Annotated in this window: 13 protein-coding genes, 2 tRNA genes and 1 pseudogene; 5 read left to right on the forward strand and 11 right to left on the reverse strand. The window is 70.3% G+C overall.

Annotation, left to right across the window (positions count from 1 at the left end; all coding sequences use genetic code 11):
* Window positions 1-97 precede the first annotated feature (97 nt).
* The 7 genes from J3486_RS23820 to J3486_RS23850 form a co-directional block, all read right to left on the reverse strand.
* Window positions 98-171, reverse strand: a tRNA-Lys gene (locus J3486_RS23820).
* A gap of 62 nt (window positions 172-233) precedes the next feature.
* Window positions 234-1,925, reverse strand: coding sequence for a long-chain-fatty-acid--CoA ligase (locus tag J3486_RS23825; protein ID WP_374194759.1), 1,692 nt, complete (start codon window positions 1,923-1,925; stop codon window positions 234-236).
* A 61-nt stretch (window positions 1,926-1,986) separates the two neighbouring features.
* Window positions 1,987-2,412: a hypothetical protein gene (locus J3486_RS23830; protein ID WP_207823494.1), complete on the reverse strand. Its 426-nt coding sequence runs from the start codon at window positions 2,410-2,412 to the stop codon at window positions 1,987-1,989.
* 28 nt (window positions 2,413-2,440) lie between these two features.
* On the reverse strand, window positions 2,441-2,884 hold the full coding sequence (locus tag J3486_RS23835) for a DUF3592 domain-containing protein (RefSeq protein ID WP_207823496.1): 444 nt from the start codon (window positions 2,882-2,884) through the stop codon (window positions 2,441-2,443).
* Window positions 2,885-2,986: 102 nt separating this feature from the next.
* Window positions 2,987-3,583, reverse strand: a complete 597-nt coding sequence (locus tag J3486_RS23840) for a lytic polysaccharide monooxygenase (protein WP_207823498.1) — start codon at window positions 3,581-3,583, stop codon at window positions 2,987-2,989.
* A 151-nt stretch (window positions 3,584-3,734) separates the two neighbouring features.
* On the reverse strand, window positions 3,735-4,886 hold the full coding sequence (locus J3486_RS23845) for an SPFH domain-containing protein (protein WP_207823500.1): 1,152 nt from the start codon (window positions 4,884-4,886) through the stop codon (window positions 3,735-3,737).
* Between the two features lie 127 nt (window positions 4,887-5,013).
* Window positions 5,014-6,318: a peptidoglycan-binding protein gene (locus J3486_RS23850; protein WP_207823502.1), complete on the reverse strand. Its 1,305-nt coding sequence runs from the start codon at window positions 6,316-6,318 to the stop codon at window positions 5,014-5,016.
* A gap of 198 nt (window positions 6,319-6,516) precedes the next feature.
* Here J3486_RS23850 and J3486_RS23855 point away from each other — a divergent pair.
* The 4 genes and pseudogenes from J3486_RS23855 to J3486_RS23870 all read left to right on the forward strand — a co-directional run bounded on the left by J3486_RS23855 (window position 6,517) and on the right by J3486_RS23870 (window position 11,813).
* Window positions 6,517-6,590, forward strand: a tRNA-Lys gene (locus J3486_RS23855).
* 523 nt (window positions 6,591-7,113) lie between these two features.
* Window positions 7,114-7,559, forward strand: a pseudogene (locus J3486_RS23860) (FadR/GntR family transcriptional regulator).
* Window positions 7,560-7,911: 352 nt separating this feature from the next.
* Window positions 7,912-9,876, forward strand: a complete 1,965-nt coding sequence (locus tag J3486_RS23865; RefSeq protein ID WP_207823504.1) for a glycosyltransferase family 2 protein — start codon at window positions 7,912-7,914, stop codon at window positions 9,874-9,876.
* Window positions 9,873-11,813 (forward strand): kelch motif-containing protein, encoded by a 1,941-nt coding sequence (locus tag J3486_RS23870; protein WP_207823506.1) that lies wholly within the window; start codon window positions 9,873-9,875, stop codon window positions 11,811-11,813. Before J3486_RS23865 ends, J3486_RS23870 begins: the two co-directional genes overlap by 4 nt.
* 68 nt (window positions 11,814-11,881) lie before the next feature.
* On the opposite strand, the gene J3486_RS23875 is transcribed toward J3486_RS23870, so the two are convergent.
* The gene (locus J3486_RS23875) at window positions 11,882-12,892 is read right to left on the reverse strand and encodes a glycoside hydrolase family 6 protein (RefSeq protein WP_207823508.1); all 1,011 of its coding nucleotides are present in this window, start codon (window positions 12,890-12,892) and stop codon (window positions 11,882-11,884) included.
* Between the two features lie 164 nt (window positions 12,893-13,056).
* Here J3486_RS23875 and J3486_RS23880 point away from each other — a divergent pair, with 164 nt between their 5' ends.
* A complete protein-coding gene (locus J3486_RS23880) occupies window positions 13,057-13,809 on the forward strand; it encodes an ANTAR domain-containing protein (protein WP_207823511.1) in 753 nt (250 codons plus the stop codon).
* Window positions 13,810-14,094: 285 nt separating this feature from the next.
* Here J3486_RS23880 and J3486_RS23885 read toward each other — a convergent pair whose 3' ends face one another.
* The 3 genes from J3486_RS23885 to J3486_RS23895 form a co-directional block, all read right to left on the reverse strand.
* Window positions 14,095-14,763 carry a class F sortase gene (locus J3486_RS23885; RefSeq protein WP_207823514.1) on the reverse strand — a complete coding sequence of 223 codons (669 nt, stop codon included), beginning with the start codon at window positions 14,761-14,763 and terminating at the stop codon, window positions 14,095-14,097.
* A 7-nt stretch (window positions 14,764-14,770) separates the two neighbouring features.
* Window positions 14,771-15,340 carry a hypothetical protein gene (locus J3486_RS23890; protein WP_207823516.1) on the reverse strand — a complete coding sequence of 190 codons (570 nt, stop codon included), beginning with the start codon at window positions 15,338-15,340 and terminating at the stop codon, window positions 14,771-14,773.
* 95 nt (window positions 15,341-15,435) lie between these two features.
* Window positions 15,436-16,215 carry an HAD-IIA family hydrolase gene (locus J3486_RS23895; protein ID WP_207823518.1) on the reverse strand — a complete coding sequence of 260 codons (780 nt, stop codon included), beginning with the start codon at window positions 16,213-16,215 and terminating at the stop codon, window positions 15,436-15,438.
* Between the last annotated feature and the right edge of the window lie 30 nt (window positions 16,216-16,245).

Genomic DNA, 16,245 nt, shown 5'->3' on the forward strand with positions numbered 1-16,245 from the left:
TCCGGCGCCCCCCGGCCCCTCGACGCCGAAGCCAACCACCACCGACATCCAGACACGACGAAAGCCCCCCACCGAAGTGGAGGGCCTTCACCTACTGTGCGCCATCAGGGACTCGAACCCCGGACACGCGGATTAAGAGTCCGCTGCTCTAACCAACTGAGCTAATGGCGCCGGTTGACGAGGTAAATACTACCTGGTCCGCGGGGGTGGTCCTGACCAAGATCGCCCGTGGCCTAGAGCAGCAGATCCCGTCGGCCCTGTCGCTCGTACTCGGCCAGCAGGGCGTCGAGGCCGTCCCGCCCCAGCCGCCGGTACGCCGCCTCGCCCACCGGCCGCCACCACACCTCGCCCTCCCCGCGCCAGAAGCCCTCCCGTCGCAGTTCCCCCCGCCGCACCTTGTTCGTCGCGGTCACCGGGATCCGCTCCACCACCCGCACGAACCGCGGCGCCATCTTCGTCCCGAGATCGCTCTGCGCCAGCAGGAACTCCCCGAACGCGAGCGGATCGAAGGCCCGCCCCTCCACCGTCGCCACGGTCGCCATCACCTGGTCCCCGGCGACCGGGTCCGGCACCCCGTACACGGCGGCCGCCGCCGCGTCCGGCCACCGGGCCAGAATGTTCTCGATCATGGCCGGGGCGAGGTTCTCGCTGTCCACGCGGATCTTGTCGTCGCCGCGTCCGGCGAAGTACAGGAACCCGTCGCCGTCCCGGTAGAACAGGTCCCCGGTCCAGTACCAGCCGTGCTCGCGCACCCGCTCCGCGTACGCCGCCTCGTTGCGCCAGTACCCCTCGAAGGGCGAGCGCCCCCGGTTGACCAGCTCGCCGATCGCCTCGGCCCCGTTGACGAGCCGGCCACCGGCGTCGAAGGCGGCGGGCGGGCACTCCTTCCGGGTCGCCGGGTCGAGGACCGCGAGGTCACTGCCGGGCGCGGCCCGTCCGATGGCGCCCGGCGGGGTGCCGGGTGTGCGCTGCACGGCGGCGCCGCCCTCCGACGAGCCGTACCCCTCCACGAGCCGCACCCCGAACCGCTCCTCGAAGCGGGCCGCGTCCACCGCCCCCGCCTCGGTGCCGAACCCGACGCGCAGCGGGTTGTCGCGGTCGTCGGCGCGTTCCTCGGTGGCGAGGATGTACTGCACGGCCCGACCCACGTATGTGAAGTAGGTGGCCTTGAACTGCCTTATGTCGGACAGGAATTGTGACGCGGAGAACTTCCGGCGCAGGGCGATGCCGGCGCCCGCCGCGACGGCCGGCGCCCAGTCGGCGATGACCGCGTTGCCGTGGAAGAGCGGCATGCAGATGTAGTGCACGTCGTCGGGCCGTACGCCGAAGTGGTCGACCAGCGACCGCCCGGCCGCCGCGAGCCGCCCCTGGGTGCAGATCGCGGCCTTGGGGGCGCCGGTCGAGCCCGAGGTGAAGTAGAGCAGCATGCGGGAGGCGGGGGCGACCGTGCCCGCGGGCTCCGGTTTCGCGCCCTCGTAGGGGGTGAGCAGCTCCGCGTACGCGCCGGTGTCGGTCACCAGGACGCGGACGCCGGGGAACCGGAGCCCGTCGAGGAGGGGCAGATGGGCGCGGTCGGTGACCAGGACGCGGCACTCGGTGTGGGTGATGTCGCGGGCGAGTTCGGCGCCGCGGCGCGTGGGATTGATCCCGGCGACGGCGGCCCCGGCGAGCGCCGCGGCGCCCAACCACTGCGGAAACTCCGGGGTGTTGTCGAGCAGCACCCCGACGTGCGGCTCGGCGCCGCGGGGCAGCAGGTCGGCGAGGAGCGCGGCGCGGGCGGCGGCCCCGGCGGTGACCTCGTGATGGCTGAGGACCTGGTCCTCGTACGCGAGGCCGGGCCTGTGGTCGCCCCAGCGGGCCTGGATCAGCTCCGCGAAGGTCGCGGCCGCGGGTGACGTACCGGGAGTGCGCGTCATGGATCCCATGGCCGCGCACCATAATTGACGCCACGTCAGATGTGGAGACCCGGGAGAACCCGGGCCCTGGTCACCAGTACGTGACGGTCACGTTCGCCAGGATGATCACGCCGACCACCATCACGCCGACCCCGAAGACGGTGCCGAACATGTCCTTGCCCGGCTGCGGCGGCGACGCCGTCGCCTTCTCCGGGTCGGCGGCCGCGTAGTGGACGAGCGTTTCGTCGCCCACGGCCCGGCTCGCGGGCCCGCCGGACTCCTTGAACCGCACGGCCCGGCCGTCGACGGTGAAGTCGTATTCGTGCCACTGGATGCGCCGCGCCACGTTGTTGACCATCTGGACCCGGACGTACGCGGCGACGACCCGCGCCTGCGCGGTGAGCCCGCTCTCCCATGCGGCGCGCCGCTCCCGGGTCCGGCGCACGATCGCGTACGCGGCCCAGACCAGCAGCACGATGAGGAGCGGGAAACCTATATGGAAGACGAGGTCGGTCATGGCCGCAGTCTTCCGTACTCGGCGCTGTTCAGAAGTCCCCCTGGAAGAGGTCGGCCGCGGCGAACACGAAGAACGCGCAGAAGGCCATGATCAGCCCCACGAACCCCAGGACGAACACGGTGCCCACGATGTTCGCCGTGGACCGCGGCGGACAGGCCGTGGCCTGCTCCGGGCGCTCGGCCACGTAGTACACGGTCACGACGTCGCCCTGGACGACGGCCGCCGGGCCGTTCTCCTCCTCGAAGCGGACGGCGCGGCCGTCGCGCGCGGTGAACTCGAAGACGTGGTGCTGTGTCGTGGTCGGGTGCTCACCGCCGCTCGTCGTGGTGAACACCCGCAGACAGCGCGCCTCGGCGGTGAGCCCGCCGCGCCATGCCGCCTGCCGCTGCAGCGCCCTGCGCAGCACCGCGAACCCGATGGCCGCCGCGACGGCGACGATGAGTACCGGCACAAGAAAGAAGAAGAACTCCATTGCGATCCCCCGTGATCGAACCCCCGTAAACCGTCCAGCCGTGGGCCGGGCGGCTTACGGGGAAGGTACCCGGGTCAGGGGGCGGAGATCCTCAGGGGAACCTCAGAACGTGACGTCCGAGCAGGCGTAGAACGCGTTCGCCGTGTCCGCGATCGTCCACACCGCGAGGATCACGTGGTGGCCGGACTTGCCGGACGGCAGGACGCCGGAGTGCTCCAGGGTGGCCGGGGGCTGGCCGCTGAAGGGCACCGTGAGGAACGGGGTGGTGTTCAGGGCCGCCCGGGTGAGCGGCTTGCTGTCGTCCCAGCCGTCCTTGGTGATGTAGTAGCGGAAGTCCGTGGTGGAGTGCCGCGCGGTGAACTGCCAGCGGAACGTGTAGCTCTGACCGCCCGTCACCTTCGTGGTCGGCCAGGCCGAGCCGTTCGGCTGCGTGGGTGAGTTCAGCGAGCCGAACTCGGTGTGGTTCGCCGAACATATCTGGCCGTCGGCGGGGCCGGCCGCCGGGAAGCCCTTGGGGCCCTCGACGCTCTGCGGCTCCCACTGGATGTTGCCGCAGCCGGTGACGGTGCCGTTGGCGCAGAGTTTCTGCCGGCTGATGGGCTGGTCGGTGTAGCCGTGGCCGCTGGCGCCGCCCGCCGACAGGGCGAACGCCCCCGCGGTGGTCAGGCCGAGCAGGGCCGCATAGATCCTTTTTCGCATGCTGCCGCTCCAGGGGGTGTGGGGAGTTCCGGAAGCCGTGCGCACAGTGGTGCTGCCGATATTTCAGGTCTAGACCAAGCAACGCCCAATGTATGGGCGGGACTTGAACATGTCCATACCAATAACGGAGGTGCGCCGCGGCCCCCGGCCCTTACTCCCCCCGGCCCGTGTAGAACGCCACCGTCAGATCCTTCACGAGCGCCTTGCGCTCGTAGTCGTCCAGCTCGACCAGACCGCGCGTGGTCAGCCGCGTCACCGTGTCCTCCACCGAGTCCACGACCGAGGTCAGCACGGAGTCCCGGTGCTGCGCGTCGAGTGCGGCGATCCGGCGGCGCTGCATCGCGGCCGCCACCTCGGGCGCGTACTCGATCCGGGTCGGCTGCGCGGAGAACACCTCGATGCCGACCGGCTCGGCGTCCGCGGCGAGCCGCCGGGTGAGGAGGTCGCCGACGGCCTCGGCGTTGCGCAGGGTCGGCGCGTCCTCGTGGAAGGCGTCGGCGGGCAGCTGCGACAGGACCCGCGCCATGTCCGCCTCGACGCACTCGCGCAGATACGTCTCGTGGTCCTCGACCCCGAGCGTGGCCCGTGCCGTGTCCCTGATCCGCCACACGACGAGGACGACGACGCGCAGGGCGACCCCGTTCGCGTCGACCGCGGGCATCGGCTCGCTGCGCCAGTGCCGCAGCCGCACGTCCACGCGGCGGCGCAGCAGCAGCGGGTTCACCCACAGCAGCCCGGCCTTGCGCACGGTGCCCCGGTACCGCCCGAAGAGGGTCAGCACCCAGGCCTGCCCGGTGCGACCGCGCGCAAGGCCGCCGAAGCCGAACAGGCCGAGCACGCCCGAGCCCGCGACCGCCGCCCACTGCACGGGCCCGAGCCCCGACCCCGGAGAGGACGCGTAACGGGAGAGCCCGGCGACGTCCGTCACGATCTGCGGCAGCGCCCCGGCCCAGCCGAGCGACGTCACGGCACCGGCCGCGCCGGCCAGCCCGCCGAGCACCCCGAACACACCGGGCAGCGCCCGTCCTGCCCGCTGCTTCAGCTCCGGATCGACGGCGGGCGCCGGACGGGCGGGGGCGCGCGGCGGCATCCTGCGCGGCGTCGCGGGCCTGCCCTTTTCCGCGGCCGTGCCCGTGCCCGTGCCCATGCCCGTCGCCGTGCCGACCACGGCCGGGCGCAGCGGCACCGCCACCGGCTCGGGGTCGTCACGGAAGAGCAGGTGGACCGGGATCTCGGTGGTCGCCTCGTTCTGGATGAGCCGCGCGCCGCGCGGCCGGTCCCCGATCTCGCTGGTTTCGCTCATCGATGCCTCACCGTTTCCTCGGTCGTCCGCGGCACAGGGGTTGGTCCGTCGTCCTTCGTCACCGGCCGTCACGGCCATCACCGGTCACCTCCGGTCATCGCCGGTCGCCACTGGCCGTCACGAGCCATCACGAGAAGAGCCGTCGCCAGGTCTCCGGGCCCGGGTAGCCGTCGGCCGCCGCGCCCCGCCAGCCCTGGGCCCGCTGGAACGCCTCGACGGCCCGGCGGTCGGCCTCGCCCCAGCGCGGTCCCGGCCCCTGGGCGTAGTACTTGCCGAATCCTTTCTTCACCAGCTGCTTGCCGAGTTTCGTCACCGCGCCGCTGCTCGACCCGGGCCGGAACACCGCCGTCCCCGGGAAGGCGGGCGCCTGCCCCTTGGACGTGCCACTGCCCTTGCTCCCGGCCGAGCTCCCGCCGCCGGGGATGTCCTTCCCCTTCCCGCCGACCAGGTACGACCAGGTCGTCGGCCCGGGGATGCCGTCGGCGTCGGCGCCGCTCCAGCCCTGCGCCCGCTGGAACGCCTGGGTCGCCCTGCGGTCCGCGTCGCCCCAGCGCGGGCCCGGGCCCTGGCTGTAGAACCGCTTGCCGCCGCGCTCCACGAGCAGCCGCCCGAGCTGGGTGACGTACGCGTTGTTCGCCCCGGGACCGAAGGCCCCGGCCCCCGGGAACTTCGTCGTGGCGGCGGCGTCCGCGCCCGAGGTGGTCCCGGCCTTCACGCCCTTGTAGCGGTAGGCCAGGTACCTGCTGGAGTTGGTCCAGTACGCGTACGGGGTGGCCTGTTTCCTGGTGCCGGGCCGGGTCTGCTCGTACGCGATGTAGTAGCTGCGCGTGTAGTCGGTCCACCCGCCGAAGATCGTGACGTGCGAGCCCTTCTCCGGGTCGGACGGGTTGTGGAAGAGCAGGATGTCGCCGGGCTGCAGCTGCGCCTTGGTGATCCGGGTGCCGTACTGGGCCAGCGAGCCGGTCCACTCGTTGCCCGGCAGGTCCCACGCCATGGAGACGAACCCCGAGCAGTCCTGCCGGTAGCCGTCGCTCCAGTACTTGTCCATGTTGTACGGGACCTTCGCCGACACCCACGTCTTGGCGCGGTTGATGATCGCGGCCCGGGTCGTGGTGCGCAGCGCGCTCTGCTGTGCGAGATCCACCGATCCTGCGGCCTGGCCCGGCGCTCCGTGCAGCGGGCTGGTGCCGCCCTGCGGGGTCGCGTCGCCCGGGACCGGGTCACCCGGTCTCGCCTCGTGGTGCCCTGCCGCGGCGGCCGGGGTCAGCTGGACGCCGCCGATCACGGTGCCGGCCGCGGCGGCGGCGACCAGGGCGTGCCGCGCGCCCAGCTTCGTCCGGGCCCGGGACGGGTCCGTTCGCCGCCACTGCACGCACCCCGCGCAGTGGCAGTCGCCCGCCGGGTCGTAGTTCTCGAATACCGGAGCCTCCATGCGATTCCCCTCACACTCCAGAGCCGGCCGCTGATCTGACGAGCCTCGCCTTCGCACGCAGGCAGCGTCTCAACTGTCCAGACAAACCGCATGTTGACGGTCCGAATGATGGAAATCCCCACAAACCACTCCCTTCCTCGGCGCGTCGGCTGGTCAGGAGCACCCCGGGAGGTCGGGTAAAGTTATGCAGGTCAGCGGGCGCCATTAGCTCAGTTGGTTAGAGCAGCGGACTCTTAATCCGCGTGTCCGGGGTTCGAGTCCCTGATGGCGCACAGAAGGCGAAGGCCCTCCACTCCGGTGGGGGGCCTTAGCCATTCCCTGACGCCCCGCCAGAGACGCGACCGGCGGTGGTCGAGCCCCGCAGGGGCGCGGGACCCTGTCGATCTGCGGCCCCGCCGCGCGGACGCGACCGACGGTGGTCGAGCCCCGCAGGGGCGCGGGGAACTGCGCGACCAACCGAGACGACGCTGCACCCGGCAACGCCGCGGCCGGGACCGAGCTGGAGGCCGGTTGGAGCGCTCACCCCGCGCCGGGGTGCCGCCTTGCCCACCCTGCCGCCCATGGCGGCAGATTGCCCAAGGCGGCGCGGCAGCCGGCCGGGGCGGGAAGGCCCCAGGCGGCAGATTGCCCAAGGCGGCGCGGCAGCCGGCCGGGGCGGGAAAGCCCCAGGCGGCAGATTGCCCAAGGCGGCGCGGCAGCCGACCGGCGGCGGATTGGCCAAGGCTCCGGGAACCGGCTTCAGGCGGTGCGGGGCGCGGTAGATCGGGTCGAGGAGCGGAGCGCTACCGTGAGGGCATGGCGCAGCGCGACCTTCAAGAGCGGATCAAGCGGCTGATCGTCGAGCGGCGGCTGCCGCCCGGCGCATCGCTGCCCACGAACCCGAACTGATGGAACCGCTCGGCGTCAGCGGCGGCCACCTTCTCCATCCGCCCCACGAGAGCGTCGAGTTTCCGGACGGGGCCGTCGCCGCGGCCACCGACCGCGCGTTTCACGCCACCCTGTACCGCGGTGTGGCCAATCCGCTGCTCGGCGAGGTCCTGGACGCCTTCTGGGAGGCGTTCCACCGGGTGCGCACCGATCTCGTGGACCTGCCGCAGGACCCGATGGTGACGTGCCGTCAGCATCGCGAGATCCTCGACGCGGTGCGCTCGGGCGAGGCGATCCGGGCGGAGCGGGCGATACGTGATCACTTCGGGAACATCCGTAACCGATTGACAGCAACCCCACAGCAAGACCGGTAAACACCGTGTTTCGCTCCGTATCGCCCTTGCGATCATGACGCGGGGCGCAGCACCCTATTCTGGAGCCATTGGCTCCAATGAGGCTTACGGTGCACGGCAGTTGGAGGGAGCACCGCGGCCGCATTCGGCGGGAGTACGGCACGATCCGGTTGCTCAGGGCGCGGGGACGGGGGCCCCGTTCATGAAGCGATGTCGAGGGGGGCATCATGCAACCGGAAGGTTGTCGTTCCAGTCTTAGAGAGGGTGGGACGGTGGCCAGCCACTGATACGCCGGTGAAAGGTCGAGGGGGACCGGACACGGGCGGAGGACCGACGACCACGCGGTGACTCGCGTGCGGGGGGATGACTCAACATGACGTCGACGCCGACGGGCGCCCGCGGGGGCTTCGACCCGTCTCAGACGACCCAGCTGCGGGTGCCGCCGCACCGCACCGGCGGCTTCAAACGCATCAAGAAGACACTGCCCCGGTACGACTACGAGCACTACAGCCGGCTCGCAGGGCCCCTCACCCAGCCCGACCCGAACAAGCCGTACACGGTGCAGTACCGCTCGCTGCTCTCGCAGGAGCCGCACCGGATCCGTGCGGCGCTGATGCTGGGTGCGGCTCCGCTGCTCTCGCTCGTGCTGCTCTTCTGGCTGCTGCAGCCCGAGCACTGGACCGAGCGCGACTACCCGAAGTACGACTTCCTGCCGGCGCTCGACATCGTCATGCTCGTCTCGATCGGCCTGATCGAGTTCTTCCGCTGCATGAACGTGCTGTCGAACGCCCACGCCACGCTGGTCGCCCGCGACCCGATCCCGGTCGTGCCCGAGACCGGCACGAGAGTCGCCTTCCTCACCTCGTTCGTGCCCGGCAAGGAGCCGCTCGACATGGTGACGAAGACGCTGGAGGCCGCGGTCAAGCTGCGCCACCGGGGGCTCCTGCACATCTGGCTGCTCGACGAGGGGGACGACCCGGCCGTCAAGGAGGTCTGCGAGCGGCTCGGCGTGCACCACTTCTCCCGCAAGGGAGTTGCGAAGTGGAACCAGGCCAAGGGCCCGCACCGCGCCAAGACCAAGCACGGCAACTACAACGCGTGGCTGGACGCGCACGGCGACGACTACGACTACTTCGCCTCGGTCGACACCGACCACGTGCCGCTGCCCAACTACCTGGAGCGGATGCTCGGCTTCTTCCGCGACCCGAACGTCGGGTTCGTGATCGGCCCGCAGGTGTACGGCAACTACGACAACTTCGTCACCAAGGCCGCCGAGTCCCAGCAGTTCCTCTTCCACGCGCTCATCCAGCGTGCGGGCAACCGGTACGGCGCGCCGATGTTCGTCGGCACGTCGAACGCCGTCCGGATCAAGGCGCTCAAGCAGATCGGCGGCCTGTACGACTCCATCACGGAGGACATGGCGACCGGCTTCGAGATCCACCGCGCGAAGAACCCGGCGACGGGCAAGAAGTGGCGCTCCGTCTACACGCCGGACGTGCTGGCCGTCGGCGAGGGCCCGAGCGCCTGGACCGACTTCTTCACGCAGCAGATGCGGTGGTCGCGCGGTACGTACGAGACGATCCTCAAGCAGTACTGGAAGGGCTTCTTCACGCTCCCGCCGAGCAAGCTCTTCAACTACACGATGATGATCATCTTCTACCCGATGGCCGCCATGAACTGGATTCTGGCCGCGCTGAGCTGTGCGCTGTTCCTGGGCCTGGGCGCCTCGGGTGTGAACATCGACCCGACGGTCTGGCTGATGCTGTACGGCAACGCGTCGGCGCTGCAGATCGGCCTGTACATCTGGAACCGCCGGCACAACGTCTCGCCGCACGAGCCGGAGGGCTCCGGCGGTGTGGCCGGCATGGTGATGTCCGCGCTGTCGGCGCCGCTGTACGCGAAGGCGCTCGTCGACTCGCTGCTGCGCCGCAAGAGCAAGTTCGTCGTGACGCCCAAGGGCGACTCGGCCAGCCCCGACCGATGGTTCGGCACCTTCCGCTACCACTGGTACTTCATCGTCATCTTCGGCGCCTCGATCACGGCGGGCTTCGTCTTCGGGCACGCGCACCCGGCGATGATCACCTGGGCCACGTTCGCGCTGCTGATCACCGCGCTGCCGATGTTCGCCTGGCGCTACATGCTGCGGCAGGACAAGAAGACGCCGAAGCCGCCGGCCGCCGAGCCGCCCGCCGACCAGCCGCGCCCGGCGCAGCAGCCGCACGGCGTGCCGCAGCAGAAGCCCAGTTGGGCCGCCGCGGTGCGTGGCGAGGGCAACCCCGAGTCCGGCGGGGGCAACGACCAGACCATGCAGATCTCCCTGGGGGGACGTAACAAGTGAAAGACGGTGCGAGCCGCCGCCGTGCCCGGCGCATAGCCATCGGCACGGTGGTGGTACTGGCGCTCGCCGGGATGAACGGCCCCTGGCTGTATCGCTTCGGATCGGCCAAGTACCACGAGTACAAAATCAACAGACCCGAGTACAAGGCCGACAACGGGCACTGGGACATCATCGATTTCCCCAAGGAGTACCGGCAGAACACGATCCACGCCGCACTGCTGCACACCGGCAAGATCCTGCTGGTGGCCGGGTCGGGCAACAACCAGAAGAACTTCGACGCGAAGAAGTTCGACACCCGGATCTACGACCCGGTGAAGGGGACCATCAAGAAGATCCCCACGCCGAGCGACCTGTTCTGCACGGGCCACACCCAGCTGGCGAACGGCAATCTGCTGATCGCTGGCGGCACCAAGCGCTACGAGAAGCTGAAGGGTGACGTCACCAAGGCCGGCGGCCTGATGATCGTCCACAACGAGGACCCGGACGCCCCGAAGACCATCAAGGCCGGCACGAAGTTCACCGGCAAGGAGAACGGCAAGACGTTCGTCGCCAAGGACAACATCGTCGTGCCGCGCGCCAAGAAGGTCTTCGACCCGGCGACGGGGAAGTTCCTGCGCAACGACCCGGGGCTCGGCCGGGTCTACGTCGAGGCGCAGCGCTCCGGTACGAAGTACGAGACCGGCACCCAGGACAACTACCGGGTGCAGGGCCTGTCCGGCGCCGACGCGCGCAATGTGTACGGCATCGCGCAGAAGCTGGCGCTCGACAAGAAGGACTTCCAGGGGATCAGGGACTCCTACGAGTTCGACCCGGTCGCCGAGAAGTACATCAAGGTCGACCCGATGAACGAGGCGCGCTGGTACCCCACGCTGACCACGCTCTCGGACGGCAAGGTGCTCTCCGTCTCCGGCCTCGACGAGATCGGGCAGCTGGTGCCCGGCAAGAACGAGGTGTACGACCCGAAGACGAAGAAGTGGACGTATCTGACGAAGGACGTCCGCCAGTTCCCGACGTACCCGGCGCTGTTCCAGATGGAGAACGGCAAGATCTTCTACTCGGGCGCGAACGCCGGGTACGGGCCCGACAACGTCGGCCGCAAGCCTGGCATTTGGGACCTCGACACCAACAAGTTCCAGAAGATTCCCGGGCTTTCGGACTCCAACATGATGGAGACGGCCAACACGGTCGAGCTGCCGCCCGCGCAGAACCAGAAGTACATGGTGGTCGGCGGTGGCGGCGTCGGCGAGTCCAAGCTGTCCAGCAACAAGACGCGGATCGTCGACCTGAAGGACAAGAACCCGTCCTTCGTGGACGGTCCGACGCTGGAGAAGGGCACCCGCTACCCGCAGGCCTCGATCCTGCCCGACGACTCGATCCTGGTCTCGGGCGGCTCCGAGGACTACCGCGGCCGCGGTGACTCCAACATCCTCCAGGCGCGTCTGTACGACACGAAGTCCAACACCTTCAAGCGGGTCGCCGACCCGGAGGTGGGCCGCAACTACCACTCGGGTTCGCTGCTGCTGCCCGACGGCCGGGTGCTGTTCTTCGGTTCGGACTCGCTCTACGCGGACAAGGCCAACACCAAGCCGGGCGTGTTCGAGCAGCGCCTGGAGATCTACACGCCGCCGTATCTGTACCGGGACTCGCGCCCGACCCTGGACGGCGGCGACAAGACCGTCGCGCGCGGCGCCTCGGCGACGTACAAGACGGACCACGCCTCGTCCATCAAGACGGCGCGGCTGATCAGGCCGAGCGCGTCCACGCACGTGACGGACGTGGACCAGACGTCGATCGCGCTCGATCTGAAGAAGTCCACGGACTCGGTCACCGTGACGGTGCCGAAGAACAAGGCGCTGGTCGAATCGGGCTGGTACATGCTGTTCGTGACGGACGATCAGGGCACGCCCAGCCGGGCGAAGTGGGTGCACGTGCCGTAGGGGCACACCACGTACAAGGAGGGGCGCGGGGAGTTTTCCCCGCGCCCCTCGGTGCGTCAACGGGCCTGCTACTTGCTGGCGTTGGCGAGCTTCACCGCGTACGCCCCCCACCAGGCGCCGGCCTTGGGGCCGCCCTTGCACGTGCCGTCGGACTCGCCGGGGCGCTTGACCCACAGATACGCCTTCACCAGCGGGTCGCCGGTCTTGGTGGTCGGCGCCTCGCCGAGGGCGCGGCCCGGCGGGTTGCACCAGCGCTCGTCGGGATTGCCGCTCGTGTAGGGGCCGTTGCCGTTGCGGCTGGTGTCGATGACGAACGGCTTGTTGCCGACCTTCGACGAGAGGTCCTTGCCGTACGCGACGGAGTCCTCGGTGGAGTAGAAGTTCGACACGTTCACCGAGAAGCCGTCGGCCTGGTCGATGCCGGACTGCTGGAGCGCAGGGGCGATCTGGTCGGGCTTGCCCCAGCCCGGGTTGCCCGCGTCCAGGTAGACCCGGGTGTCCTTCAGCGACTTGAACTTGGCGATGGCGCCGCGCAGCAGGTCGTAGCGCTCCTCGTGGAACTGCTGCGGCGTGCAGTTGTCCACCATGTGCTGCACCGCGTCGGGCTCAAGGATCACCGTCGCGGGACGGTCCTGGATCCCCGCGGCGACCTGGTCGATGAACGCCCGGTACGCGTCGCCGTCGGCGGCGCCGCCCTGCGAGTAGTTGCCGCAGTCGCGGTGCGGGATGTTGTAGATGACGAGCAGCGCGTCCCGGTCCGCCTGCTGGGCGGCCTCCGTGTAACCACGGGCCTGCGACTGTGCGTTCTCCGGCAGGATCCACTCGCCGCTGGGCTGCTCGGCGATCTTGCGGACCGCCTTCGCCTCGTCGTCCTTGCCCGCCTTTTCGAGCGCGGACACGGCCTCCGCGGCCTTGCTGTCCGGGTTGACCCAGAACGGGTCGCTGTTCTTCGGCTGCTGCTTCACGGGAGGAGGCGTCTCACTGCCGTTCTTGTCTCCGCCGGAGGAGCACGACGACACCGCCGTCACGAGCAGCGCCGCCCCCACGGCGACCGCTCCGGTCCTCAGTTTCCGGTACATCCACTCCCCCTTGGGTGCACTGTCTGGCTCTCAATCGTGACATACGTGCCGACCGGGTCACGAGGCCGGACGGCGCTTGTCAAAGACCTGTTACAGCACGCGGGAGACGGGTAGGCGCCCCCAGGCGGAGGGGTCTCCTCTGTGGGGCGGAAGGGGCACAACACATGGCGCAGGAGTCCCGTGAACTGAGGCTCGCCGCCGTCCTGGTGGAGTTCGCGGACACCCTCATCGGCGACTTCGACCCCGTACGGCAGCTGGGCCGACTGGCCGACGGCTGCGTGGAGATCCTCGGGGCGCGAAGCGCTGGAGTCACGCTCCTGGAGGGCGACGGCCGGGTGGGACCCGTGATCCATGACGCCCAACAGCAGCAGTCCGTACGCGAGTTGATGGAGTGGGAACAGGAGTCGGGCCCCGTACGCGAGAGTCTGGAGTCCGGGATGCCGGTGCGCGCCGTCGCCGTGACGTCGGGGGAGGCCGCGGTGCGCTGGCCCCAGTTCGCGGCGGCCGCCCGCCGGTTCGGCATCGCCTCGGTCTATGCGGTTCCGCTGCTGCGGCACGAGACACTGCTCGGCGCCCTCAGCGTCTACGCGTCCGAACCTCCGCCACAGAACGGGGAGTTGGCTATCGCACAGATTCTTGCCGACGCAACGACCGTGGGACTGCTCAATCACCGCACTTACTCCCAGTACAGGGAGCTGGCGGGGCAGCTGCAAGGAGCACTTGCCAGCCGTGTGCGGATCGAACAGGCAAAGGGCATGCTCGCCGAACGCTGGAGGACCACGCCGGACAGGGCGTTCGACACGTTACGGCAGTACGCGCGCAAGAACCGGCTGCCGTTGGATCAGGTCGCCCGCGCCGTCGTGCTGCGCACGCTGCCCGAAGCGCGATTGCGCCCGGACCGGCCGGATCGCGCCTGAGAACCGGCCCTGAGCTGCGGTTACCACGCAGCGCCACCATCCTCGTACTTGGCGTCAAACGCCCCCTAGGCTGCGTGGCGCTTCCGTTCTAGAGTCGGTTCCGGTGGCCCCAGACCTCGGCCTCTCAGGACCGGGAAGGTTTCCCCTTCGGGGGAAGGTGTCCTTCAAGCCTCCCGCGCCGACGCCGGGTTACTCCCGCAGCCCGCTGCGCGCGCGGTCGAGGACCGGCCCGGCCGGCGGCTCCGGGGGGAGCGGGCCGCTGGTCGGGCAGGTGCATCCGCCGTCTCAGCCCTGCTTCGCCGCAGGCTGCTCGATGCCCGAGAGGTACGCGGAGACGACGACGTTCGCCGTGTAGGTGCGGGACGCCTTGTCGAAGGTGCCGCCGCAGGTGATCAGGCGCAGTTCGGCGCGGGACGGGTCGTGCGGGCCATAGGCCCTGGCGGCGTCGAAGTGCTTGCGCTCGTAGACCCGTACGTCGTCGACGGTGAACTCGGCGACGGAACCGTCGTCGCGCATCACCTTCACCGTGTCGCCCGGCTTCGACTCGCTGAGGTGGTAGAAGACGGCGGGCCTGGTCTGTGTGTCGACGTGGCCGACGAACAGGGCGGTGCCCCGCTCCCCCGGTTCGGTGCCGGCCCCGTACCAGCCGACGACGCCGGCCTGGTCGTACGGCGGCGGGTCGACGGCGCCGCCGCCGTCCAGGCCGCGGGCGACGACGGGGGCCTGGATGCGCAGCGCGGCGACGTCGAGGCGCTGCGGTTTCGCCGCTTTGACGGGCCGGTGGGGCGCGGGCAGGTCGACGCCGAAGGGGCGGCCGACGGCGGCGGCGTCCCCGGTGGTGGGCCCGGACAGGGAGACGTCGGTGGCGTCGCGGCCCCACAGCCACAGGCCGAGCAGGAGCACGGCCCAGGCGAGGCCCGTGATCAGCCGCCCCGACCCCGGGTGCTTGCTCACCGGGGTCTCACTGGCGGGCGGACCGGCGGCGCCGGACGCTGCGGAACGCCACGGCGACGGCGGCGACCGCGGCGAGCACCAGGCCGATCACGGCGTGCCGGGTGCCGGGGCCGTCGGCGGCCGCGGCGGCCGGGGCGGTGTGCGCGGCGGCGAGCTGCTCCGCGGCGCCGCCGCCCCCGGCGTGCACGGGCGCGACCGGTGTCGGCGCGACGGTGTGGCTGCCGCCGAGGACGCGGACGGTGCCGCGGATCGCGGAGACGATGTCGTGGCCCGGGCAGACCACGAGGATGTTGTACGTGCCGGGGGCGGCGGACGACTTGACGCGGGCCTCGGCGAAGAGCGTCGGCTGGTCGGCGGAGGGCGCGAGGGCCACGGTCGACACGAACGCCTGCGAGGAGGCCTGCCCGGTCTTCCCGTCACAGCCGGAGACCCGCAGGTCCACCTGGGTGCCGGGCGGCACGCCGTACGGGGTGACGGTGATGGATCCGCCGCCTTCCGCACGGGCGGTGGTGACCGGCATGACCACCAGGGCGGCGGCCGCACCTGCGGCACTCAGAGCGAGCAGACCAGTACGCATCGTGAACCTCCTGTCACTGGCAGATTCACGCGCCCGGCGGCTTTCCGCATCCGGAGAGCCGCCGGGCGTAGGTCACGCGGGGTGCGGGACCCGGATCAGACCAGGTCGACGAGGTCGGCGATGGAGTCGACGACGTGCGACGGGGTGAACGGGTACTTCGCGATGTCCGCGTCACTGGTCAGACCGGTGCGCACCAGGAAGGTCTGCATCCCGGCCTCCAGGCCGGCCAGCACATCGGTGTCCATCCGGTCGCCGATCATGGCGCTGGTCTCGGAGTGCGCCCCGATGGCGTTGAGGCCGGTGCGCATCATCAGCGGGTTCGGCTTGCCCGCGAAGTACGGCTGCTTGCCGGTGGCCTTGGTGATCAGGGCGGCGACGGCGCCGGTGGCGGGCAGCGGGCCCTCGGTGGAGGGGCCGGTCTCGTCGGGGTTGGTGCAGATGAACCGGGCGCCGTCGTTGATGAGGCGGACGGCCTTGGTCATGGCCTCGAAGGAGTAGGTGCGGGTCTCGCCGAGGACGACGTAGTCGGGGTCGTGGTCGGTGAGGACGTAGCCGATGTCGTGCAGGGCGGTGGTGAGTCCTGCCTCGCCGATGACGTAGGCGGTGCCGCCGGGCCGCTGGGACTCCAGGAACTTGGCGGTGGCCAGGGCGGAGGTCCAGATGTTGTCGACCGGCACCTCCAGGCCCATGCGGGTGAGGCGGGCCTGGAGGTCGCGGGCGGTGTAGATCGAGTTGTTGGTCAGCACCAGGAAGGGCTTGCCGGAGTCGCGGAGCTTCTTGATGAAGGAGTCGGCGCCGGGGATCGGCACCCCTTCGTGGATGAGCACCCCGTCCATGTCGGTGAGCCACGATTCGATGGGCTTGCGCTCTGCCATGGGGTGCACTCCTGCGGTCCGCGGTGGATC

It is taken from the genome of Streptomyces sp. VRA16 Mangrove soil, assembly GCF_017377775.1.
Classification (GTDB): Bacteria; Actinomycetota; Actinomycetes; order Streptomycetales; family Streptomycetaceae; genus Streptomyces.